Origin of the sequence: Bifidobacterium sp. CP2 (assembly GCF_018555635.1) — a bacterium.
Lineage (GTDB): Bacteria > Actinomycetota > Actinomycetes > Actinomycetales > Bifidobacteriaceae > Bifidobacterium > Bifidobacterium saguinibicoloris.
Genome location: NZ_JAFEJX010000017.1, coordinates 1 through 22384, shown reverse-complemented (window position 1 = coordinate 22384; position 22384 = coordinate 1). Strand labels below are relative to the sequence as shown.

Genomic DNA, 22384 nt, shown 5'->3' with positions numbered 1-22384 from the left:
GCGGCCGTCGCGTGTCCGAAACGTGGACCGTCCGAAAGGGCGCGCGTCGCGCGGGGAAGGGAGCGGGGTAGCGTGAGGCCTCGGAATCTCGTCATTCGCAGTCATCGGCAATCGCAAGACACGGGCGGGCATGCGCGCATCGCGCCCCCGCACGGCATCCGAACGGATCAGGGAATCACATGCAGCAGCAGACGGAACATCGCACCACGGCGCAGACCGGACAGGACGACCACAAGGAGCACGGCGCCATCGCCGTGTCGCACTACCACACGCACTCCATCCCGCTGGACATGGAGGACATCGAACGCGACTGGGACAAGCCCATCGCCGAAGCGGGCATCGCCGCCAAGGCGAGCGTCATCGTACGCGTCGGACTGCTCGACCTGTCCGCCGGCACCGGCTCGTTCCGCGTGCGCGAGATGATGCACCGCATCGCCTACCCGCTCGGCGTGCACGTGCGCGCCGACGTCAACCTCACCGACATCGAAGCCGCATGCACCGACGGCAAGGACCGCATCACCGAGGTCATCGACCTGCCGAGCACCGGCGTCAACACCGAACGCATCTGGCTGCTCGAACACTTCGCCGACTGGTTCAGCGTCAACCTCGGCGAGGAAAGCATGTACCACGTGCAGCCCGAGGTCTCGCAGGGACTCATGCAGCACCTCGACGCGAAGGACGCCTCGCAGGTGTCCGCCGACCTGTCCAAGCAGCTGCGCAGGGAGGGGCGCGTCGAAGGCATCGGCGTCGCGGATGCCGCTGACGCCGCGGACGGCCGCGTCGAGCCCGGCCAGGACGCCGTGCTCGACGCGCTGGAGGCCGCGAGCCGCGCCACCGACCCGGGCGACCCGCGCGCCCACCAGCTGCACGTGCACGAGACCGACTGGTCGCAGGCCGCGATGACCCAGTCGCTCGCCGCACGCGCCGCCGACGAACGCGAGCAGGCGCAGGAGCGCGAGGCGGCCGCGAAGCACGGGGAGGAACCGGTCGGAACCGCCGGCGAAACCGGCGTCGGCATCGGCGCAACCTCACAGTCGGAGGCCGCGGGCAAGACACGTCGGCCGAAGACGAAACTCGCCAATCGCAAGCCGCCCAAGGAATACGCCGAACACTTCGACCACCTCGACGGCGAACGCAAGGCGGACGGCCGGACGACGGGCATCACCGTGCGGCAGGCCCACCACCGGCTCGACATGATCGAACACCGCAAACCGCTGTACACGCCCGCCTTCGCCGGACTCGCCTCCGCCATCGCCTGCGCATCCTTCGTGTTCCTGCTCGGCGGCGGCCCCTACGACATGGTCGGCGCGTTCGTCGGCGCCGGACTCGGCCACTGGCTGCGCCGCCGCCTGTTCAAGCACCATCTCAACCAGTTCTTCGTCACGTTCGTGTGCGTCGCGCTCGCCGCGCTCGCCTGCACCGGCACGCTGCGCCTCATCGGCCTGTTCGACCCGATCGCCCTGCAGCACGACACCGCGTACATCGGCGCGATGCTGTTCGTCATCCCCGGATTCCCGCTCATCACCAGCGGCCTCGACATGGCGAAGATCGACTTCCCCTCCGGCATCCAACGCCTCACCTACTTCTTCTGCATCGTGCTCATGGCCACGCTCGCAGGGTGGATGGTCGCCTCGATCGTGCACCTCAACCCCACCGGCTTCGAGCCGCTCGGCCTCAACGTGTGGGTGAACGGCGCGCTGCGCTTCGTGTTCGCGTTCCTCGGGGTCTGGGGATTCTCCATCATGTTCAACTCGCCGCAGCGCATGTGCCTCGTCGCCGCAACCATCGGCGCCATCACCGATACACTGCGTCTCGAGATCGTCGACCGCGGCGTGCCCGCGGAGGCCGGTGCGTTCATCGGTGCGCTACTCGCGGGCCTGCTCGCCACCGCATGGCGTTCGTCCGTGCGCAAGGGCTGGCTCGCGCCCCACTTCGGCTACCCACGCATCTGCCTCACCGTGCCGTCGATCGTGATCATGGTGCCCGGCCTGTACATGTACCAGGCCATGTTCCACCTCGGTTCGTTCGACACCCTGACCGCGCTCGACTGGGCGTTCCGCGCGTTCATGGTCATCATCTGCCTGCCGATCGGCCTGGCGATGGCGCGCGTCATCACCGACAAGTCGTGGCGGTACGACATCTGATCTGCATCTAATCTGCATCTGATTCGTTCGAGCCGCCCGGCCTCCCGACGGCAACCAGCCTCCCGACGGTAACCGGCCCTCTCCGACAATCGGGGTGCGGTTCAATGGCCCTGTTCATGACCCTGTTCATGGCCTTTTCCGCGGCCTCCCGCTCAGCATGCGAGACGCCGTCGTGGGATTGTCCGCACTTTCGGGGAAGGTCGGCGACAGTACTGGAATTCCCAGAGAGCACCCCATGGTCGTCACGTGCGGACCTCACGCGTCCGCACGGCGCCATGGACATCTCGGATAAGGCGGTTAGTGTGGCGAACGATTTCTGGATCCTGCTGGCCATGGTCATCTACTTCGCGGCCATGCTGTCCATCGGATTCGTCTACTCCAAGCGGTCCAACTCCTCCTCCAAGGAGTACTTCGCCGGCGGGCGTGGCGTGGGACCGTGGCTCACCGCGCTCTCCGCCGAAGCCTCCGACATGTCCGGCTGGCTGCTCATGGGTCTGCCCGGCCTCGCCTACTTCACCGGCGCCGCCGACCCGTTGTGGACCGCCCTCGGCCTCGCCATCGGCACCTACCTCAACTGGAAGATCGTGGCCAGGCGTCTGCGCCGCTACTCCGTGGTGGCCGGCGACGCCATCACCATCCCCGACTTCTTCGCCAAGCGCTTCCACGATACGAAGAGCGTCATCTCCACCATCGCGGCCGTCATCATCCTCGTCTTCTTCTGCGTGTACGTGGGCAGCTGCTTCGTGACCGTCGGCAAGCTGTTCGCCGCGCTGTTCGGCTTCGACTACCACCTGATGATGGTCCTCGGCGCGCTCGTCGTGTTCGTGTACACGATCGTCGGCGGCTACCTGTCCGTCGTGATGACCGATTTCATCCAGGGCCTGCTCATGTTCTTCGCGCTCGCCGTGGTGTTCGTCGGCACGGTCGCCTCCGCCGGCGGCATCGGTGAGACGGTCGCCTTCCTGCGCGCGATCCCCGGCTTCATCTCCGGCACGCAGGTCGCCTCCCCGACGCTCGACCCGGAGACCGGCAGGCAGATCGTCGAGGCCGGCAAGGCCGTGTTCGGCGCGCCCACCGACTACGGCATCATCACGATCGTCTCGATGCTTGCGTGGGGTCTCGGCTACTTCGGTATGCCGCAGGTGCTCGTGCGCTTCCTGTCCATCCGCGACGCCGAGGAGGTGCGCAAGTCGCGTATCATCGCCACCTCCTGGTGCGTGCTTTCGCTCGCCAGCGCCGTGTGCATCGGTCTCGTCGGCCGTGCGATGATGCCCACGCATCTGCTCACCGGCACGGACGCGGAGACCATCTTCATCGTGCTCGCGCAGACGCTGCTGCCGAGCTTCGTGTGCGGTGTGGTCGTCTCCGGCATCTTCGCCGCCTCGATGAGCTCCAGCTCCTCGTACATGATCATCGGTGCCTCCGCGATGGGCGAGAACATCTTCCGTGGTCTGTTCCACAAGAAGGCGACCGACCGTCAGGTCATGATCGTCGCGCGCCTCACGCTGGTGGTGATGTTCCTGTTCGGATGCCTCGTCGCCTACGACCAGAACTCCTCAATCTTCCAGGTCGTCTCCTACGCGTGGGCCGGTCTGGGCGCCTCGTTCGGCCCGCTCATGCTGTGCGCGTTGTACTGGCGCCGCGCCAACAAGGCCGGTGCCGTGGCGGGCATGCTCTCCGGCACTGCGGCCGTGCTCATCTGGCATAACGTGATGAAGCCTCTGGGCGGCGTGTTCGCCATCTACGAGCTGCTGCCCGCGTTCCTCATCTCGCTGGCGTTCATCGTGGTGGTGTCGCTGCTCACCGAGAAGCCGAACGAGCAGATGCTCTACGAGTTCGACCACTACATGGACGACCCGCTGCCCGGCTCGCTGCCCTCCGGCACGGTGCTCGTCGACGAGCCGATGGAGACCATGGAGGCCGAGGTCCGAGGCAAGTGACCCGTCGGCGGCGGTCGGTCTGGTCAGGCGGCACGGTTCTGAACGGCTGAGTGCCGAAGGCGGGGCCGGGCCGCGTCACGCCTTTCAGGGCTCCGTGTGTGGCTATCCTGCGGCTGGCCTGCGGCCATTTCGCGGCTATCTTGCGGACAACGCGTGGCCAACGCGTGGATGTCTTGCGGCTGTCTTGCGGCATCTCCGTTACAAGGGGTGTATTCGCGGGTTTGCGGATGTCTATCCTGCTTATGAGGGGTTCTTCGTGCGGGTATATCCATGCGGAAACGGCTTGATTGCAATGAGACCAGGCCGTTTCCGCGGCCTAACGACGAGGGTGCCCACCCCTCATAGGCGAGATGGATGTCCGCACAAACGCAAAAGTACCCCTTGCAACGCAGATAGTCCGGGAGAACCCTGAGATGCTGCGACTCGTTCCGCATACCACGCCGCAAGCCGTGATGGCCCGGCGCATCAGCCCGCAGTCCGGGGATTCAGCAGCGGCGTGAACCCGAGCCGCATGTACAGCGGCCGCCGGCGTGCGCCTCTGGCATCGCATACCTGTCGGATGGTTTTCCGCTTCATCAGTGGCACGACCGCCCCCGTGACCTCGTATATCCGATTCGCCACCCTGCCGGCCAGGATCTCTTCGGCGGCAGGAGCGCCGAGATCCGTCGATGTCGCCTGAACATATTTCCAGCCCGCGTCCTCAAGCGCCTGGCGCCTCTTCACATCGCCCAGCCATCGCCCCGCATGATACGCTCCGTCGTATTCGATGCAGATCTTGAACTCGGGATACGCGAGATCCAGATACAGCGTCCTTCCCCCATGCCCGACGGACACCGGATAATTCACCTGCGGGCAGTCCAGACCGTATCTCATCAGAGCCAGCCGCGTACGGGTCTCCATGGAGGAATCCGTGCCCTCACGGATCATCGGCATGGCTCGACGGCAATCGGCGAACCCCTTGAACAACCGGCATGCATGGCCTTCCTCCCGTTCCTGCCGCACGTACCGTTCGGCGTCGTCGAGGTACAGGGCCAGCCCCTCCTTCGCGGTCCGCCGCAGACGCCCATCCCGTCGCATCATGGAATCTGCCAGCACGATGAGTTCCTCCAGCTCCACATACGCGGCGAACATCGCCCATGTGCACGCCGGGGACGTGCAGACGAACTGCCGGTCGATTGTGATGGTGTCCATCGGGAACCGCCAGACCACCGCATCGATTCCGTTGACGCGATACTTCCGATTCGCATGGGGGACGGCCACCATGACACGTTCGGCGGTTCCCCGACGTTCGTTTCGCATCCGGGCCCTCGGCAGTCGTGGCATCTCGATCGCCATCAGCTCCAAAGCGGTGGACAAGGCGTATGGGGGACGCCAATCGGTGCGGCGCTGGAGTTCGGAGCATATCCCCATGCGACGGTATTTCAGTTCGGTGAGTTCGGCCAATGCCATCGATCCGCCCATGTCTCGTCCTTTCGCTTCATTGCGTCTCGGTGTCCGTTGCCTTTGCATCCGGTGGAGGCTCAGGATAGATGGCATTGGATCGTCCCGTCAGCACCTGTGGATGACTGTGCATAAAATGCCGAACGGTTGTGGATAACTTCCGGGGTTGTGCATACTTCGTGCGTGGTTCTTGCGCATGTCCCGCGCATCGTACATGTCTGGGCATGGCTCGGCGTGCCCTGACGACCGGCCGGCCTGATGCGGTTCGCGTATGGCCCCGATATACAGTGTGTCTACGTTGCCCGAGACGGCCTGTGGCGTGGCTCGGCGTGGGCTGATGCGTGACCTGATTGTGATGTACTTGCGTATGCCCCGACATGGGGCGATGTGAGCCGGCGGTCCGCCGTGTTGTTCTCTCCCTGCGCGCATCGTGCATGCCTGGCGTGGCTCGACGTGCCTCCGATACATGGTGCGTCTGCGTATGACGTGGCTCGGCGTGCCCTGACGATCGGCCGGCCTGATGCGGTTCGCGTGGCTCGCGTGTGACGTGCCGTGTGATTATCGGACATGTCGCCCGGTCCGATGGAATCACACATCCTCCTGCACGTCCAAAAGCGAAGAGATAGTTGGCCTGATCCGCGTGCGCCCTGATGCCCGCATGCCATGCGGAGTTTTCCACGCCACCCGTCTGCGTTTCGTCCGGCGGGAACGGACGCCCCCGCCTGCTCTGACGGTGGCAGTATGGCGGGTATGAGCGATATGAGCAATGACCTGAACATCCTCAACGCGCGCGTGCCCGGCGAGGCCGATGCCGGACGTGTGGACCTCGGCATCCGCGATGGCCGCGTTGTCTCCGTGACGCCGGCCGACCCGGCGGCCCCAACGGGCACCGCAGCTCCCGCAGCTCCCGCAGCCCCCACCGGCTCTACGGCCCCCGCCGCGACGACCATCGACGCCTCCGACCTATGGGTCATCCCCGGCCTCATGGACTGCCACACGCATTTCACCCAGTGGTCGAAGACGCTCGGCCGGCTCGACCTCATCGACGCCCGCTCCGCATCCGAGGCGATGACCATGCTGCGCGCGCATCTCGATGAACGCCGCGCCTCCGGCACGCTCGACCCGAACGCGTTCGTGGTGGGCATGCGCTTCCGTCATTCCCTGTGGTCCGATGACCAACAGCCCACGCTGGTCGCCATCGACGAGGCCGCCGGCGAGCAGCCCGTGGCCCTGTCCAGCGCGGACATGCACTGCGGATGGGTGAATTCGACGGCGGCCCGCCGGCTCGGCGTCCATCCGGACCCGAAGACAGGTCTGGTGGGCGAATTGGAATGGTTCGAGGCGTACAAGGAGTTCGACAAGGCGCCCGGCGCGGCGGAGGAGACCGACCGTCTGCTGCGCGAGGCCGAGGCGGATGCGGCCGGCAAGGGTGTGACCGGCATCCGCGACTACGAGATGGCGGAGAACATCGACACGTGGATCGCCCGGTTCAAGGCGGGCATCAACCGTCTGCGCGTCGCGGCCGGCGTCTATCCCGAGCGTCTGGCCAAGGCCATCGAGGACGGCTGGCATAGCGGCAAACCGTTGCCCGGCAGCCGCGGACTGGGCATGGTGGGGGCGATGAAACTCATCTCCGACGGTTCGCTCAACACCCGTTCCGCCTATTGCTCCACCCCGTATTCCGGCATCGAGCCGCCGACCTGCGGCGTGCTGAGCTACACACCCGAACAGATCGAGGACTACATGCGTCTCGCCACCGGACACGGGTTCGCCATCGCCTGCCATGCCATCGGCGATGAGGCGAACACCATCGTGCTCGACGCGGCGGAACGCACGCACGCGCATGGCTCCATCGAGCATGCGCAGCTGCTCAAGCCGCGGGACATCCCGCGTCTCGCCGCGCTCGGCCTCGAGGCGAGCATCCAACCGCAGCATGCGATGGACGACCGGGATGTGATCTCCCGCTTCTGGGCGGGGCCGGCCGGCGTTCCGTACGCGTTCCGTTCCCTGTATGACGCGGGGACCACGCTGCGTATGGGCTCCGACGCCCCGGTGGCGCCGTTGGACCCGTGGCTGGCGATCTCCGCGGCGGTGTTCGAGACCGAGGATTCGGCCCGCGAACCGTTCCAGCCGGAGCAATGCCTGCCGGTCGACGTGGCTCTGGCCGCCTCCACGGCGACCGGCCGCGTCCGGCCCGAGCCCGGAGATCCGGCCGACCTGGTGTTGTTGGACGCCGACCCCTATGCACAGCTGACCCCTGAGGAGATGCGCGGCATGCCGCGGCATGTGGTGATGACGTTCCTTGCGGGCGAGCGGGTCCACTAGCCGGTGAGCTGCCGGAAGGCCCGATCCATTCGTCGGCCGGCCCGGGCCGAGGTCTTGGCATCGGTGGCGGGCTTGATCGACCATCCTGCGATCCTGGGTCTGGGCGCGGAGCCTATTCGACGGTCCGGGGAAGCAGGCTGGTGAACGACGGGTCGGAAGGACCCGCGGCCGCTCCGTTCATCTGCGTTGCGAGGGGTGCTTTTCCGCTCTTACGGACATCCAACTCACTTGCGAGGGGTGCCCCAGTGGGGTACAAGGACGCGAAAACGGCTTGGCCGCAAGGCAGCCAAGCCGTTTTCGCAGTGGTTTACCCGCGGCGGATACCCCTCGTAAGCAGGATAGACATCCGCAGTGGCGGAGAAATACCCCTCGTGCCGCAGATAGCGGAAATCAGTGAATCATGAATCAGTACTTCATGCCCATGGCCTCGCGCACCTCGTCGAGGGTGGCGTTGGCGATTTCGTTGGCGCGCTTGTTACCGTCGTGCAGCACGTCGCGGATGTAATCCATGTCCTTGGCGAGCTCCTCGCGGCGCTCGCGGTGCGGGGCGAGGAAGTTGTTCACGGATTCGATGACGTACGCCTTGAGCGCGCCGGCGCCCGCGGCGCCGATCTCGTCGGCGATCTCCTTCGGGTCGCGGCCGGTCACGAGGCCCGCGGTGGTGAGCAGCGCGGAGACCTGCGGGCGGTTCACCGGGTCGAAGGTGATGGTGCGCTCGGAATCGGTGGGACTCTTCTTGATGAGCTTGGCGGTCTCCGCGGCGGTGGCACCCAGCATGATGGAGTTGCCGTAGGACTTGCTCATCTTGCGGCCGTCGAGGCCCGGAATCTCCGGGGCGTCGGACAGGATGGCGGCCGGCTCCGGGAACACCGGGTGCTTCTTGGCGTAGCGCTCGTTGAAACGGCGGGCGATGGTGCGCGTGATCTCGATGTGCGGCAGGTTGTCCTTGCCGATCGGCACGACGTTCGCCTTGCAGAAGAGGATGTCGCACGCCTGGTGCACCGGATAGGTGAGCAGCAGGCCGGTGAGCGCGTGGCCGGAGGCCTCCATCTCGGACTTGACGGTGGGGTTGCGGTGCAGTTCGGCCTCGGTGACGAGGGAGAGGAACGGCAGCAGCAGCTGGTTTTCGGCCGGCACGGCGGAGTGCGCGTAGATCATGGTCTTCTGCGGGTCGATGCCGGCGGCCATGTAGTCGAGCACGAGGTTGAGGACGTTGTCCTGGATGTGCTCGGTGGTGTCGCGGTCGGTGATGACCTGGTAGTCCGCGATGATGATGTTGGAGTGGACGCCCTTGTTCTGCATGGCCACGCGTTCCTTGATGGAACCGAAGTAGTGGCCGAGGTGCAGGCGTCCGGTGGGGCGGTCGCCGGTGAGCATCGTGAACTTGTCCGGATTCGCCTCGAGCTTGGCCAGCGTCGCGTCCGAGCGCTTCTTCGCGGCCAGGAAGCTTGCGCTCATTTCGTTGCCGGCCGCGGTGATCTGCGGTTCCTGCGTTTCGTCCGTCATGCTTGTCTCGTCCTTTGGGTCGTGCGGTCCGTGCGGTTCGTGCGATGGGGCGCGATGCCGGCGTGCCGGTTCCGTGGTTTCGACGTCGTCCGACCGTCGCCGGGGCGTTGATGCGTTGGACCGTTGCGCCGGCGCTTCGGTTGTGTCAAAACCGTGCAAAATATCGCTTTTATCGTAAAAGCGCGAGCCGACAAGCCACGAGCGGGGAACAAGTGGTACTCTTCTGTGATGATGAATCGATAGCAAGCAATATTTCAGGGGGTCACATGGGCCGCGGACGTCAGAAAGCCAAGCAGCAGAAGATAGCTCGTAAGCTCAAATATCTGACTACCGACACCGATTACGATGAGCTTGCCAAGGAATTGAGCGGTCAGGAGCCGGGAACGGGCTCCGTCGATCCGTTCGCCGATCTTGAAGACCAGTATGCGGACGCTGCCGCGGACGTTTCCGCGACAGCGGATGCCGCGCCCGCCGCGGACGATGCCGCCGCCTCCGGTCAGGACGATTTGGACGAGTACGCCAAGTGGGCCGCCGAGGCCGCGGCGAAGGCCACGAGCGGCGAGTTCCCGAAGACCAGCGCCAAGCCGGCCGCGCCGCACAAGCCCATTCCGATGCCGAAGCCACGCCCCATCCCGAGCGCGCTCAAGCCGAAGAACGCCTGAGCGGGCGGGCGCCGGTCCGTCGCGCCCGGTGCGCCCGATGCATCCGGTACGTTTTCGCGGACTTCAGGTAGCAGACTTCAGACCCGGTGGTCGCCGATGCACGGCCACCGGGTTTTGCGTCCCGCCGTCCGTCACAGCGGCAGCAGCCACCCGAGGTCGTCGCGTTCGCCCACCGCGCTGATGCGTCCGGCTTCCTTCTCCTCATCCCATGTGGTGATGCCGGCGGCCAGCCGCAGCCATACGTCAGGGTCGAGCTCGATGACGTCCGGCGGCGTGAGGTTGTGCGGGTCCGATTCCGGCCCGTCCAGGATCTTGATGGCGCCCCATGGCGCCACGCGCACTTCGACGCCGGGCCCCGGCGCCTTGCGTTCCAGCAGGAACAGCGAGTAGCGCACGGCCATCGCCATGACCGGCCGCGGCAGTTTCGGCGCGATGGACAGGCGCGTCGCGAGTGGCGCTCCGGTCCGCGTCGCCGCGGTCTTCGATATCTCCGACTCCGTCGCGGCGTCGCATGCGCTCGCCGCCTCCATCGCCGCGTCACGCCACTGTTCGTACGCCTGGCGGCCGCGCGTCAGGTCCTTCTCCAGAATCACTGCCATATCCGTCATTGTGCCACGGGTGTGGCGTGCGATGCGACGTCGTCGTGACCGGTTTCGCCATGCCGACGGATGGTGCCGGACCATCGGTTTGCCGTGATGTCGCCTACGTAGTAAAGTGGCGGATATTGGCCGATGACAACGTATGCACGAAGCGGTGTGGAATGTAACTCACTGTTCATGTATGGGTTGGGGTGCGTCCAACGGCGCGCCGTATCATGGTCAGGGAAGTTCCATCCCGGAAGGAAAAGCAAGAAACATGACCGAGATCACCGCACCGAAGTCTCCTGTCACGGCCGAGCAGTTCGCCGACGAGATTCGTGAGCAACTCAAGTACACCCAGGGCGTCACCGTCGAGCAGGCCACCGCCGCCGACGTCTACGTCGCCGCCTCCAAGGCCGTCCGCAACCACCTCGCGGACTCCTGGTTCAAGACCCAGTCCGACATGGTCAACGGCAGCACCAAGGCCGTCGGCTACCTGTCCGCCGAATTCCTCATGGGCAAGCAGCTCGAGAACGCCCTGCTCAACGCGGGCCTGACCGAGCAGTTCGACGCGGCCGTCGAGGCCCTCGGCTTCCAGCCGAAGGACATCGTCGACGCCGAGTACGAGCCGGGCCTCGGCAACGGCGGCCTGGGCCGTCTCGCCGCCTGCTTCATCGACTCCCTCGCCTCCCTGGGCGTGCCGGCCTTCGGCTACGGCATCCAGTACAAGTACGGCATCTTCAAGCAGAAGTTCGACGAGAACGGCAAGCAGGTCGAAACCCCGGACTACTGGCTCTCCAACGAGGAGCCGTGGGGCCACATCGACTACAACCGCGACCAGAAGGTCTCCTTCGGCGGCGAAGTCGTCGAGGAGAACGGCAAGAAGGTCTGGAAGCCGGCGTGGTCCGTGCGCGCCGTGCCGGTCGACTACCTCGTTCCCGGCTACAAGTCCCAGCGCGTGAACACCCTGCGCCTGTGGACCGCCAAGTCCTACGACGAGTTCGACCTGCTCGCCTTCAACAAGAGCGAGTACATGGACGCCGTCAAGCCGCAGGTCAAGGCCGAGAACATCTCCAAGATCCTCTACCCGGAGGACTCCACCAAGGTCGGCAAGGAGCTGCGTCTCGAGCAGCAGTACTTCTTCGTCTCCGCCTCCCTGCACGACGCCATCCGCGTCTTCTACCCGGGCGAGGCCAAGCCGGACCTGACCACCTTCCCGAACAAGATCACGTTCCAGCTCAACGACACCCACCCGGTCATCGGCATCCCCGAGCTCATGCGCATCCTCATCGATGAGTACGACTACGACTGGGACACCGCCTGGTCCATCACCCAGAAGACCTTCAACTACACCTGCCACACGCTGCTGCCGGAGGCCCTCGAGGTCTGGCCGTCCAGCCTGATCGGCGAGCTGCTGCCGCGTCACCTCGAGATCATCGAGAAGATCAACGAGCAGTTCGAGGACGAGCTCAAGGACAAGGGCGTCGCCGACGAGACCATCGAGAAGATGCGCATCTACACCGGCGACTCCGTCCGCATGGCGTACCTCGCCACCTACGGCGGCTCCCACGTCAACGGCGTGGCCGAGCTGCACTCCCAGCTGCTCAAGGACGTCACCCTCAAGGACTTCTCCGACGCCTACCCGGACAAGTTCACCAACGTGACCAACGGCGTCACCCCGCGTCGCTTCGTCAAGCTCGCCAACCCGGGCCTGTCCGACCTCATCACCGAGGGCCTCGGCACCGACAAGTGGATCTCCGACCTCGAGCTGCTGCAGGGCCTCGTCCCGCTGGCCAAGGACGACGAGTTCGTCAAGAAGTTCGCCGCCGTCAAGCAGGCCAACAAGCACGCCTTCGTCGGCTTCGCCAAGGACCACTACGGCATCGACATCGACGAGAACACCCTGTTCAACACGATGGTCAAGCGCCTGCACGAGTACAAGCGCCAGAGCCTGAAGATCCTCGCCGTCATCTCCAAGTACGCCGCCATCAAGAACGGCTCCGTCTCCGCCGACGACATCCTGCCGCGCACCGTGTTCTTCGGCGCCAAGGCCGCCCCGGGCTACTACCTGGCCAAGATGACCATCGAGCTCATCAACAACGTCTCCAAGGTCGTCAACAACGATCCGGACGTCAAGGGCAAGCTCGCCGTCTACATGCTCCCGAACTACAACATCGAGATGGCCCAGAACCTCATCCCGGCCACCGAGCTCGACGAGCAGATCTCCCAGGCCGGCAAGGAGGCCTCCGGCACCGGCAACATGAAGTTCGCCCTCAACGGCGCGCTCACCGTCGGCACCCTCGACGGCGCGAACGTCGAGATCCGCGAGAAGGTCGGCGCCGAGAACTTCTTCCTCTTCGGCATGACCGTCGACGAGGTCGAGGCCCAGTACGCCAACGGCTACGATCCGGCCAAGTACTACGAGGCCGACCCGCGCCTCAAGCAGGCCATCGACCTGGTCGCCAACGGCACCTTCTCCTACGGCGACCGCAACGCCTACGCGCCGCTCGTCGCCGACTGGCTGACCAAGGACTGGTTCATGACGCTCGCGGACTTCACCGCCTACGCCGACATCCAGTCCGAGATCGAGAAGCTGTACCGTGACCCGCTCGAGTGGAACCGCAAGGCCCTGCTCAACGTCGCCAACTCCGGCTACTTCAGCTCCGACCGCTCCATCGAGGACTACCTCGAGCGGATCTGGCACACCGGCCCGCTCGCCGACTGACGGAGCGTATACCGCCTTTCCTCAGGCTCGACGTACCCTTCGTACGCCTTCGCCTTCGGACGGCGGTCTCCGCACACGTCAGTGAGATGACGGAGCGTCATCCGCGCGGCGAGGACCGCACGTGACCGGCCATGCAAGAGCCCCCGCAATCCATCCGGATTGCGGGGGCTCTGCCGTATGGCGATGGCGGCGATCGGCCGCCATCGCCATCAGTTCCGGAACGTCATCGACGGCCCGTCCTGCGTCGCGCGACGGACATGGCCACGGCCGCGGCGCACAGCAGCGCGACGACGACGAGGACCGCCGCCACGGACGAACCGGTGCGGCTCAGTGCCGTCGCATGGCCCGCGGCGTGCGTCCCATCGCCGGCCGTACCGGAACCGTCGGAACCGTCGCCGGACGGACCCGCATCGTCGCCGGGCTTGCTCGGAATCGACGGCTGCACGACGCCGGAGGACGTCACCGCAATCGCGTAGGACGCGGACACCCCGCGATACGTGACCGTGACGACCTGCCTGGCCGTGGCGGCGTGCGAATCGAACCCGGTGACGGCGAGCTCCGGATCGTCGGCGTCGATGGCCTTCTCGGACGTGCGCTTGCCGTTGGAGTAGACCGCGGCGACCTTGAGGCCGGAACGGTCGAACGAATCACCCACCTGATACGCGGTCTTGCCCGGCTGCACCTTAAGCGCGTCCAGTCGGAGCAGCGGACCGAAGTCGGCCGTGTACGCGACGGCCTTGCCGCCGTCCGCCGGCGTGACCGTCACGACGGCCTTGCCGCCGTTGTCCGAGCTCGGCTGCGTGACGTCGACCTTCGCGGCCGCATCCGTGGCGAACGCCTGCACGAGCGGATACGCGTCCGTGTCGACGTCCACCGTGCCGGACAGGTCGTAGTCGAAACGATCCGACGCGAACCCGTCGACGCGCACGCCGTCGACGCGCAGATCGGCGAGCGTGCCCACCGAGGCGGGCTTCGGCACGATGCTCGCCTCGTACAGGTGCGCCTCCGCGAGCTTCAGGTAGTAATTGGCGTCGCCGTCCGCATACGTGAAGTTCAGACGGATGCCCTTCGTCGCGGGAAGCGCGCTGATGTCCGCGCCGGTGACGTCGCCCGCCTTCACGCGGTCGCCGGTCTCGGCGGTGATGCCGGAATCGACCCACGCGCCGGAATCATCGAGGTACTGCACGGTGAACCGTTTCGGCGTGGCCTCGCCGAAGGAGACGATGTCGACGGTGCTGAACCGTTTCGCCGCGGCGAACGTCCAACTCACCCACGGCGAGGGCTTGTTCGTGCCCTTGGCGGCCCAATCGCCCCACGCGGTGTCGTTGCGCCCGTCGAACAGGTTCGTGACCGGGGTGCGGCCCTGCGCGTACGAAGCGGCAGCGGTGCCTTCGCCGGCCACGTTCCGGCCGTCCACCACGGTCGCTTCGGTGACGAGCACGGTCAGCGTCGCGGGGATCGTGCCGTCCGCGCCGTCAGACGCCTTGCCGGCGACGGTGACCGAACCGGTCTTAGCGAACGTGGCGTCGGTCACGTCGCCCCACTGCCAGGTGACGGGCGTGTCCAGCGCGTCGCCGGTGCCGACGTGCGCCTTGACGGTGTCCGGCGCCGCGTCCTTCACCGCGGACGCGGTCGTGCCGGCGGCGACAGTGATCGACGTCGCGTCGCTGACGGTGAACGCGCCCACGTACACGGTGGCGGTGGCCTTGATGGCGTTGCCGTACAGGTCGGTGGCGGTGCCGTGCACCGTGACGGTGCCGACGCGCTTCACCTGTTCGGCCAGCGCCGCGGTGTCCCACGTGACCTTGGCCGGGGAGCCGTCGCCCCACGGGTACTGCGGCGTCACGACGTCCGGCAGCGACGGCGTCACGCCGACGGCGGTCTGCGCGTGCACGGCCTTGGTGCCGGTGGGCGTGACGGAGCGGACCTGCCAGGTCTGGCTGGTGATCTGCTTGCCGATGTTGCGCGCGCTGTTCGACGTGTTCGCGGTGGTGGATCCCGCGGTGCCGACGGGCGAGCCCGCGGCGGTCTTGCGACCGGTCACGTCCAGTGCGCCGCGCGACAGCGAGTTGACGAGGCTGACGTGCACGCTGTCGTCCGTGTTCAGCGTCCAGACGGCCGAGGCGTCGCCGCCCGCGGCGACGACGGTGCCGCCCTTGAGGCTGACGGTGCCGTTCCTGTCCGCGGTCAGGATCCTGTGGTCGGCCGATTCGATGACGTAGCGGCGGACGGTGGGGCGTTGCGCGGAGGCGGGCAGCTCGTGGAACGTCCACAGCTGGGTGGCGGCGGTGGACGCGTCGGTGGCGAGGTTGTCGATCTGTGCGGTGGTGTTGGTGTCGTCGTTGGTGGTGTCGTTGGTGGTGACGGTGAACGCCTTGCCGGACTGTTGGCCGACGAGCTGGTAGGTGCCGCCGTCGGCGATGGTCTCGGCGTCCTTGCTGACGCCGCTCACGCCGGTCAGCTGCACGGAGGCGATGGATCCGGCCGGAACGGTGAAGGTGGCGGTCTTGGCCGTCGGGTCGACGGTCACGCCGTTCTTCCGCAGTTGGTTGCTGGTCTTGTTGAGCACGGCGGGCGTGGCGGTGTCCGCGGCGTCCTGCTTCGGCGTGGTGGTCAGGTACAGTTTGCCTGCGGCGTCGGCCGCGACGTCGCCGTACTTCGACAGGTCGATGACGACGGTCTCGTCCGTGTCGCCGGCGTTGCGGTGCACGATGGTCTGAGTCTTGTCATCGGCGGAACGGGCGGTCATCGTGTTGAGCATGTCGTTGTTGGCGAGGATGACGTCGTTCTTGTGGATGAACTGCGTGTAGGCGCGCACGGCGTTGTACTTGGTGTTGGCGAGCACCGTGCAGGGCTTCAGGCCGTCGGTCTTGCCGCCGTTCTGGTCGACGCGGCGCTTGGAGAACAGCGCGCCCTTGCCGTCCGCGCCCTTGCCGGCCACGGTGCAGTCGAAGTCGATGAAGACCGTGCCCCAGTTGAGGTTCTCGCCGTTGGGGTTGCTGCCGGTGGTCGGGGTCTGCATGTTGTACAGGTCCTCGACGACCTGCCAGAACGTGAAGTCCTGCGACTGCAGCGCGTACACGTCGTTGTTGATCTCCTCGGCCATGCCCAGCGCGTTGCTGAAGTCATAGGGGTTGAACTGCTTTTCGGACGTGTAGTCGCCGTCCACTTCGCTCATCGACAGGGGTTTGCCGTCCGCCTGCGCGATGTCGCGCACGTAGAACTGGCCGCCCTGGCTGTAGGCGTGCACGTTGTACTGGCCGACGGCGTCGCGCACGTCCTGGTCCCAGCCGTCGTAGGATCCGCCGAACGAGCCGGCGTTCGAGGCGTCGGTGCCGGAGATCGTGGTCGTGCCGTTGGCGTTGAGCCCGTTGGCTTCGATGGCCTGCCTGAGGGAGCGGATAGTGGCCTGCTGCTGGTCGTTGGACACGTACATGCCTTCCTGCGGCTTCTTGGTCCTCAGGTCGTAAGTGGTGACGTTCTTGTCCATGTTCGGGAACAGGGCGTCGTAGCGTTCCAGAAGCTCCTGATGGTCGGTGCCGTAGGCGCCGGCCGCGGTCTTGGCCGCCGAGGCGACCGGTGTGCCGCGGGATTTGTTCTCGGATTCGTTGAACGGTTCGATGGTGCCGATGTTGATGCCGTACGTGTCCTCGAGATGCTTGACGGCCTTGCCGAGGTACTGGCCGAACTTCTCGGCGTCCTGCAGGTCGGACTGGTTCTTGTTGCCGGTTCCGGTGATGGTGCCGTTGTACGTCATGAAGTACGGGGCGGAGTTGGCGAACGCCTCCCAGCTGGTGATGTCGCCGGTCTCCGCGCCGCGCTGCACCCACCATTCCTGGGCCTTGCCCTTGGACCAGTCGTAGCTGCTGTCCTTGGTGGCGTCGAAGGCCTCGTCGAGCTTCTTGTAGTCGCTTTTCCTGGTGGTGACGCCATCGTAGAGGTTCTTGGAGCCGTCGATGTCGTCTGCCCAGTAGCCGGGGACCGCGGCGCCCTGACGCATGTACGGGTATCCGTAGCCCACGTCGGAGGCGTTGCCGCCGCCGATGTTGTAGCGGGCCATGTTCAGATCGAGCCCGTCCTTGCCGAAGATGGACTGGTAGAACTGTTCGCGCAGCGCCTTGCCGTAGGCCAGCGCCTCCGCGTCGGTGGTGGCGTCGCCGGACGATTGGGTGAGGGAACCCTCCTCGCCGTAGGAGCCGGTGGCGTTGGCGAACCAGGCGAGCGAGGTGCCCCAGCCTTGGAACGGGCCGTTCTGGAACCAGGGGTTCGGAGTGATGACCGTGGTGTTGCCGCTCGCGGCGGTCGCCGGTTCGCCGGCGATCGCGGTGGACGCCATGCTTGCGCCGCCGGCGGCGAGCATGGCGATCGCGGCCGTCGCGGCCGCGATGCGTGTGGTGATGGTTGACATGGATTCTCCTTCCCGCTGCCGTGCGGTTGGACACGGCGTTGCATCCTCCTTGCGGAACCGGTACATGTCTCCGACGCCGTGGCGTCGGTTTCCTCGCCGATCAGGGGCGGCGACGGTGCCGATACCGTGGTGGTCGACGGTGACGCGCCTCCGGGGGCCGTTGTGGCACGGCGTTGTGCGCGGGCGTTGCGGGGGCCGTTGTGGTGTCCGCTGTGACGGTTCCTGTGCGGTCCCTGTGGTTGCCCTGGCGTCTGCCCCGGTGGTGCGAAACCGGTGTACTAGTTCCGTTGCGGCTCACGCTATCACCGTCGCGAGGGAGTGGCAACGCAACCATTACCTGTAATGAGAGACGTAACCGGTCGCATTGCGAAATGTTGGGAATCGGTTGGTCTATCTGTGTATCGGGAGTGGCGAAATGGGGCCGTTGCTGATGGTTGCGCAAACAAAACGGAAGTTTTTCGCATGGAACATGCCGCCGCGCGTGTCGCGGAAAGGAGCCATGCGGGCGTCTAACCGGTTCGTGGGTAATGGGCGAGGTGGAGCGGGGCGTGCGCGGAGAAGGGACGCGCGATTGAGCATCAAGAGTCTGTGGCACACAATGCAGCGACGGTGAGCAATCGACTTGGCGTCGATATCATCGCGAATCAATCGGACGACGATTCTCATCTACTCGACGTCGTATGAGCCCCTACGTTTCCGTGACATGAGAAACCGCACCGCCAAGCATCGGCATGAATTGATCCGGTCAGCAATCGGGATGCGGTTCAGCTATGACGACGGGGAGCGCGGTTGTACTCCGGGAATCACTGGTACACGATGCCATGGCGACCAGGGAGCGCGCTTGCGTACCCGGAACCTGTGGTACGCAATGTCATGGCGGCGGGATACGCATTTGCGTACCAACGTTCCGTGGTACACAACATCCGAACCGCCGCCGATCCGCATGCATACCATTCGCAGGTGTCGCAAAAAGCCCGAAATTGCAACGTTCTCAGGAAAACCGTCGCGGCACGCCCTCATAAGGCGATTGGTACATGACGGAGGAAGGCCCGGGAATCACGTCACGTACCCCGGATTGTCGGTACGCAACGGACCGGCTGCCGCAATCGTGCGTTGCGTACCATTTCCCGGCTCGCGCGTGACGCGTCGCGGTGATTCATATCGGCCACATCGCTCCGGCATGATGCAACCGCACCTCCGATCATCGAATCTGGATTACTCCAGTCCAACAATCAGGATGCGGCTCAAAATCGGAAGAGCTGCAAAAGCCGGTTATTGCGTGCGCCGCCCACCCGTCATCGCATACCGGTGCACACCAGCCCGTCATGCTGCGTCCGTTCCTATAGAATCGGGCGTTGCGCAGGCCCGATTCACGAGCGCAGCATCCGTTCCTATAGAACCGGGCGTTGCGCGGGGCTAATCCTCAGGTGACGCGTCCGTTCCTATAGAATCGGGCGTTGCGCGAGCCTAATCCTCAGGTGACGCGTCCGTTCCTATAGAATCGGGCGCCACGCGAGTCTGCGACGCGAACGAGCACGAAAACGAATGTCCCCGCATCCAATCCGATGCGGGGACATTCGGTTCGTCGTCGTTCCACCGGACGGGTGACGCCATCGCTCGACGCGACGCCCGGCGGATATGCGGATGCGATCAGGCTTCGGCGGGAGCGGCCTCGGAGTCCTCAGCCGGCTCGTCGGCCTCGCCCTTGGACTTCTCAAGACCCAGATCCACCGGAGAGGAGCTGTTCTCCCACGGTTCCTCCCACGGATCGTAGTCCGGGTTCTGCTGCTTGTAGATGTACAGGCCCACCAGGCCGGCGAGCAGTGCGCCGAACAGCAGCGCGAAGAACTTCCAACCGTTCGAAGACTTGTTCTCCATGTCGGATCCTTTCCCATTCTCGTCAGCCTGCTCGTTCAGGCCGATCTTCACCCCATCATAGGCCCGAATATGTGGCGATTGGGTAGAACATGCCGCCTCAGACCGACTCACGGTAGCGCTCACAGAAACGCCGCGACGTCTCTATGCCGCGGTCCCGGTGATGCGACCGTTCGCCGCATCCTCCTTCGGCAGAACGGGCGGGCGCGGGAACGGTAGCATGGAGGGCATGCGCATTCCCACGAAACGTCAGATCGCCTACAGCTGGAAGAACAACGGTCCGGTCGTCACCTGGACGATCATCACCCTGTGCGCGGCGGTCTGGGCCGTCGAGATGTTGCTGCGGCTGCTGTCGCCCACGCTGTTCTCCGCGTTCGTGGGATACGGCATGTTCATGCCGATCACGGCGTTCCGCACGCCGTGGACGTGGCTGACGTCGATGTTCCTGCATGCGCCGAATCTGATGCACATCCTGTTCAACATGATCGCCCTGTGGTCCGTGGGCCCGGTATTGGAACGGCTGATGGGCCATTGGCGGTATCTCGCGTTGTATCTCATCTCCGGGCTCGGCGGCGCCGCCGGCATGATGGTGTGGGCACGCCTGACCGGCGACTGGCTGACCTCCGCCTATGGCGCGTCCGGCGCGCTGTTCGGCCTGTTCGCCGCGGTGCTGGTGGTGTATCGCCGCATCGGCGAGGACATCCGTTCGATGCTGGTGTGGATGGCGGTCAATTTCCTGCTGCCGTTCGTGGTGGGCGGCATCGCATGGCAGGCGCATGTGGGCGGATTCATCGTGGGCGGTGTGCTCACCTGGCTGTTGGTGGGAGGTCTGCCCGTGTTGCGGCGTCGGTCATTCACCGTGCGTATGGCGGTGTTCGGCAGCGCGATGACGCTGTTGCTCGTCGTCGTCATGCTGCTGTGCGTGACGCGGTTCTGATTCGACTGTCCTGCGCTGCGGCTTTGTGATGCTTCGGGCGGACTTGGGTCTGCCGTTGGCGGTGCGCTTCCGATGAGGTTGTGGTGAGTGCTTGGACGCCGGCGGCTTGGGCTTGATGGCGCCTTGACCGGGCAGAGGCGTCGCATCTGAGCGATACGGCGGCGGGTGCCGCTGGTGCGGAGCTTCGCCGCCGCTTGACCCGCCGCCGCTTGACCTGCCGCCTGAGCCGCTGACTTCGTGACTGGTTCTTCCGCTTTTGGCCCTTCTGCTTGTCCGTACTCCGATTTCCCCAGGTCCCCATATCTAGTGCTAGGGCCGAGGAACTACACACATGTAGTTTTCCACAATTGTGGAAAACAGTGTGGATAACTTGGGGATAACCCGTCGTCGGAAGTGGACAACTACGTTACCTATGACGTCGAGTTATCCACAATCGGCGTCATTCCAACGATTGTGGATTGTGGACAATGTGCATAACGGTTATCCACAATGGGTTATCCACTGTGGAGAACGGCATGCACGGTGGATTTTCACCGCAGCATTGTGGATAACTCCGCCAAACCGGTGGATAACTTGGGGATAACCAGTGGTGGATAGTGGATAAGTGGTGGATAACCTGTGGGTAACCTCCCACAAACGTTGGAATTCCAACGATGTGGATTGTGGATAACTCAGCTTTGCACTTATCCACCACGACGGTTATCCACTGTGATGTTGATTCGCTGTGCCGCTGATTCACCACGTGCTTATCCACCGTGGCATTTATCCACCGCGACACCGATCATCACGGTGCCCGTATGTCCTCCATCACGGTGGCCCGGAACGTGAATCGGGCTTGGTTCCCCGTTCCGGCCCGGAGACCAGTGGCCCGGAGTACGTAAGAGATCTGGTTTTGTGTTCCGGTGTCACGATTCGTGACCCCGGAAGGTGAATCGGGCCCGTTCCTACGTTCCGGACCAGGAGCCGATGGGCCGGAACGTATGACTGCCCCTGTTGCTCGCTCCGGGGCCATGAGTCTATGGGCACGGTGGCCCCGGAGCGCGGATTGGGATTGATTCCCCGTTCCGGCCCAAGAGCCGGTGGCCCGGTGTGCGAGAGAGACCTGGTTTTGCGTTCCGGTGCCACGATTCGTGACCCCGGAAGGTGAATCGGGCCCGTTCCTACGTTCCGGACCAGGAGCCGATGGGCCGGAACGTATGACTGCCCCTGTTGCTCGCTCCGGGGCCATGAGTCTATGGACACAGTGGTCCCGGAGCGCGGATTGGGATTGATTCCCCGTTCCGGCCCAAGAGCCGGTGGCCCGGAGTACGAGAGAGACCTGGTTTTGCGTTCCGGTGCCACGATTCGTGACCCCGGAAGGTGAATCGGACCCGTTCCTACGTTCCGGACCAGGAGCCGATGGGCCGGAACGTATGACTGCCCCTGTTATTCGTTCCGGGGCCATGAGTCTATGGACACAGTGGCCCCGGAGCGTGGATCAGGCTCGGTTCCCCGTTCCGGACCAAGGGCCGGTGGCCCGGTGTGCGTGAGAGACCTGGTTTTGTGTTCCGGTGTCACGATTCGTGACCCTGGAAGGTGAATCGGGCCCGTTCCTACGTTCCGGACCAGGAGCCGATGGGCCGGAACGTATGACTGCCCCTGTTATTCGTTCCGGGGCCATGAGTCTATGGACACAGTGGCCCCGGAGCGTGGATCAGGCTTGGTTCCCCGTTCCGGCCCAAGGGCCGGTGGCCCGGTGTGCGTGAGAGACCTGGTTTTGTGTTCCGGTGTCACGATTCGTGACCCTGGAAGGTGAATCGGGCCCGTTCCTACGTTCCGGACCAGGAGCCGATGGGCCGGAACGT

General features: G+C 65.1%; 11 protein-coding genes. 6 read left to right on the top strand and 5 right to left on the bottom strand.

Going from position 1 to position 22384, the window contains the following annotated elements; genetic code table 11:
* Nucleotides 1-290: 290 nt before the first annotated feature.
* Together JS531_RS10220 and JS531_RS10215 are read left to right on the top strand one after the other, a co-directional pair.
* The gene (locus JS531_RS10220; RefSeq protein ID WP_219132083.1) at nt 291-2144 is read left to right on the top strand and encodes a threonine/serine exporter family protein; all 1854 of its coding nucleotides are present in this window, start codon (nt 291-293) and stop codon (nt 2142-2144) included.
* Nucleotides 2145-2446: 302 nt separating this feature from the next.
* On the top strand, nt 2447-4084 hold the full coding sequence (locus JS531_RS10215; RefSeq protein ID WP_214315689.1) for a sodium/proline symporter: 1638 nt from the start codon (nt 2447-2449) through the stop codon (nt 4082-4084).
* A 465-nt stretch (nt 4085-4549) separates the two neighbouring features.
* Here the strand turns inward: JS531_RS10215 and JS531_RS10210 are convergent, their stop codons facing one another.
* The gene (locus tag JS531_RS10210) at nt 4550-5545 is read right to left on the bottom strand and encodes a hypothetical protein (RefSeq protein WP_214315687.1); all 996 of its coding nucleotides are present in this window, start codon (nt 5543-5545) and stop codon (nt 4550-4552) included.
* Nucleotides 5546-6265: 720 nt separating this feature from the next.
* Between JS531_RS10210 and JS531_RS10205 the strand changes: the two genes are divergently transcribed.
* Nucleotides 6266-7849: an amidohydrolase gene (locus tag JS531_RS10205; protein WP_214315685.1), complete on the top strand. Its 1584-nt coding sequence runs from the start codon at nt 6266-6268 to the stop codon at nt 7847-7849.
* Between the two features lie 405 nt (nt 7850-8254).
* Here JS531_RS10205 and trpS read toward each other — a convergent pair whose 3' ends face one another.
* Nucleotides 8255-9355 (bottom strand): tryptophan--tRNA ligase, encoded by a 1101-nt coding sequence (gene trpS / locus JS531_RS10200; protein ID WP_214315683.1) that lies wholly within the window; start codon nt 9353-9355, stop codon nt 8255-8257.
* Nucleotides 9356-9621: 266 nt separating this feature from the next.
* On the opposite strand from trpS, the gene JS531_RS10195 reads away from it, so the two are divergent.
* Nucleotides 9622-10017, top strand: coding sequence for a DUF3073 domain-containing protein (locus tag JS531_RS10195; RefSeq protein ID WP_214315681.1), 396 nt, complete (start codon nt 9622-9624; stop codon nt 10015-10017).
* Between the two features lie 131 nt (nt 10018-10148).
* Here the strand turns inward: JS531_RS10195 and JS531_RS10190 are convergent, their stop codons facing one another.
* The gene (locus JS531_RS10190; RefSeq protein WP_214315679.1) at nt 10149-10616 is read right to left on the bottom strand and encodes a sterol carrier family protein; all 468 of its coding nucleotides are present in this window, start codon (nt 10614-10616) and stop codon (nt 10149-10151) included.
* Nucleotides 10617-10872: 256 nt separating this feature from the next.
* Here JS531_RS10190 and JS531_RS10185 point away from each other — a divergent pair, with 256 nt between their 5' ends.
* Nucleotides 10873-13320, top strand: a complete 2448-nt coding sequence (locus tag JS531_RS10185; protein ID WP_214315677.1) for a glycogen/starch/alpha-glucan phosphorylase — start codon at nt 10873-10875, stop codon at nt 13318-13320.
* Between the two features lie 223 nt (nt 13321-13543).
* On the opposite strand, the gene JS531_RS10180 is transcribed toward JS531_RS10185, so the two are convergent.
* Both JS531_RS10180 and JS531_RS10175 read right to left on the bottom strand, forming a co-directional pair.
* Entirely contained in the window at nt 13544-17728 is a 4185-nt protein-coding gene (locus tag JS531_RS10180; protein ID WP_240542176.1) for a bacterial Ig-like domain-containing protein, read from the bottom strand.
* Nucleotides 17729-19378: 1650 nt separating this feature from the next.
* On the bottom strand, nt 19379-19606 hold the full coding sequence (locus JS531_RS10175; RefSeq protein WP_214315675.1) for a hypothetical protein: 228 nt from the start codon (nt 19604-19606) through the stop codon (nt 19379-19381).
* 226 nt (nt 19607-19832) lie between these two features.
* On the opposite strand from JS531_RS10175, the gene JS531_RS10170 reads away from it, so the two are divergent.
* Nucleotides 19833-20540: a rhomboid family intramembrane serine protease gene (locus tag JS531_RS10170; RefSeq protein ID WP_214315674.1), complete on the top strand. Its 708-nt coding sequence runs from the start codon at nt 19833-19835 to the stop codon at nt 20538-20540.
* Nucleotides 20541-22384: the final 1844 nt, after the last annotated feature.

Bases quoted from the DNA above. Each gene is read 5' to 3' on its own strand.
- trpS (WP_214315683.1), bottom strand. From the start codon at position 9,355: ATGACGGACGAAACGCAGGAACCGCAGATCACCGCGGCCGGCAACGAA.
- JS531_RS10185 (WP_214315677.1), top strand. From the start codon at position 10,873: ATGACCGAGATCACCGCACCGAAGTCTCCTGTCACGGCCGAGCAGTTC.
- JS531_RS10210 (WP_214315687.1), bottom strand. From the start codon at position 5,545: ATGGGCGGATCGATGGCATTGGCCGAACTCACCGAACTGAAATACCGT.
- JS531_RS10190 (WP_214315679.1), bottom strand. From the start codon at position 10,616: ATGGCAGTGATTCTGGAGAAGGACCTGACGCGCGGCCGCCAGGCGTAC.
- JS531_RS10205 (WP_214315685.1), top strand. From the start codon at position 6,266: ATGGCGGGTATGAGCGATATGAGCAATGACCTGAACATCCTCAACGCG.
- JS531_RS10170 (WP_214315674.1), top strand. From the start codon at position 19,833: ATGCGCATTCCCACGAAACGTCAGATCGCCTACAGCTGGAAGAACAAC.
- JS531_RS10220 (WP_219132083.1), top strand. From the start codon at position 291: ATGGAGGACATCGAACGCGACTGGGACAAGCCCATCGCCGAAGCGGGC.
- JS531_RS10195 (WP_214315681.1), top strand. From the start codon at position 9,622: ATGGGCCGCGGACGTCAGAAAGCCAAGCAGCAGAAGATAGCTCGTAAG.
- JS531_RS10180 (WP_240542176.1), bottom strand. From the start codon at position 17,728: ATGTCAACCATCACCACACGCATCGCGGCCGCGACGGCCGCGATCGCC.
- JS531_RS10175 (WP_214315675.1), bottom strand. From the start codon at position 19,606: ATGGAGAACAAGTCTTCGAACGGTTGGAAGTTCTTCGCGCTGCTGTTC.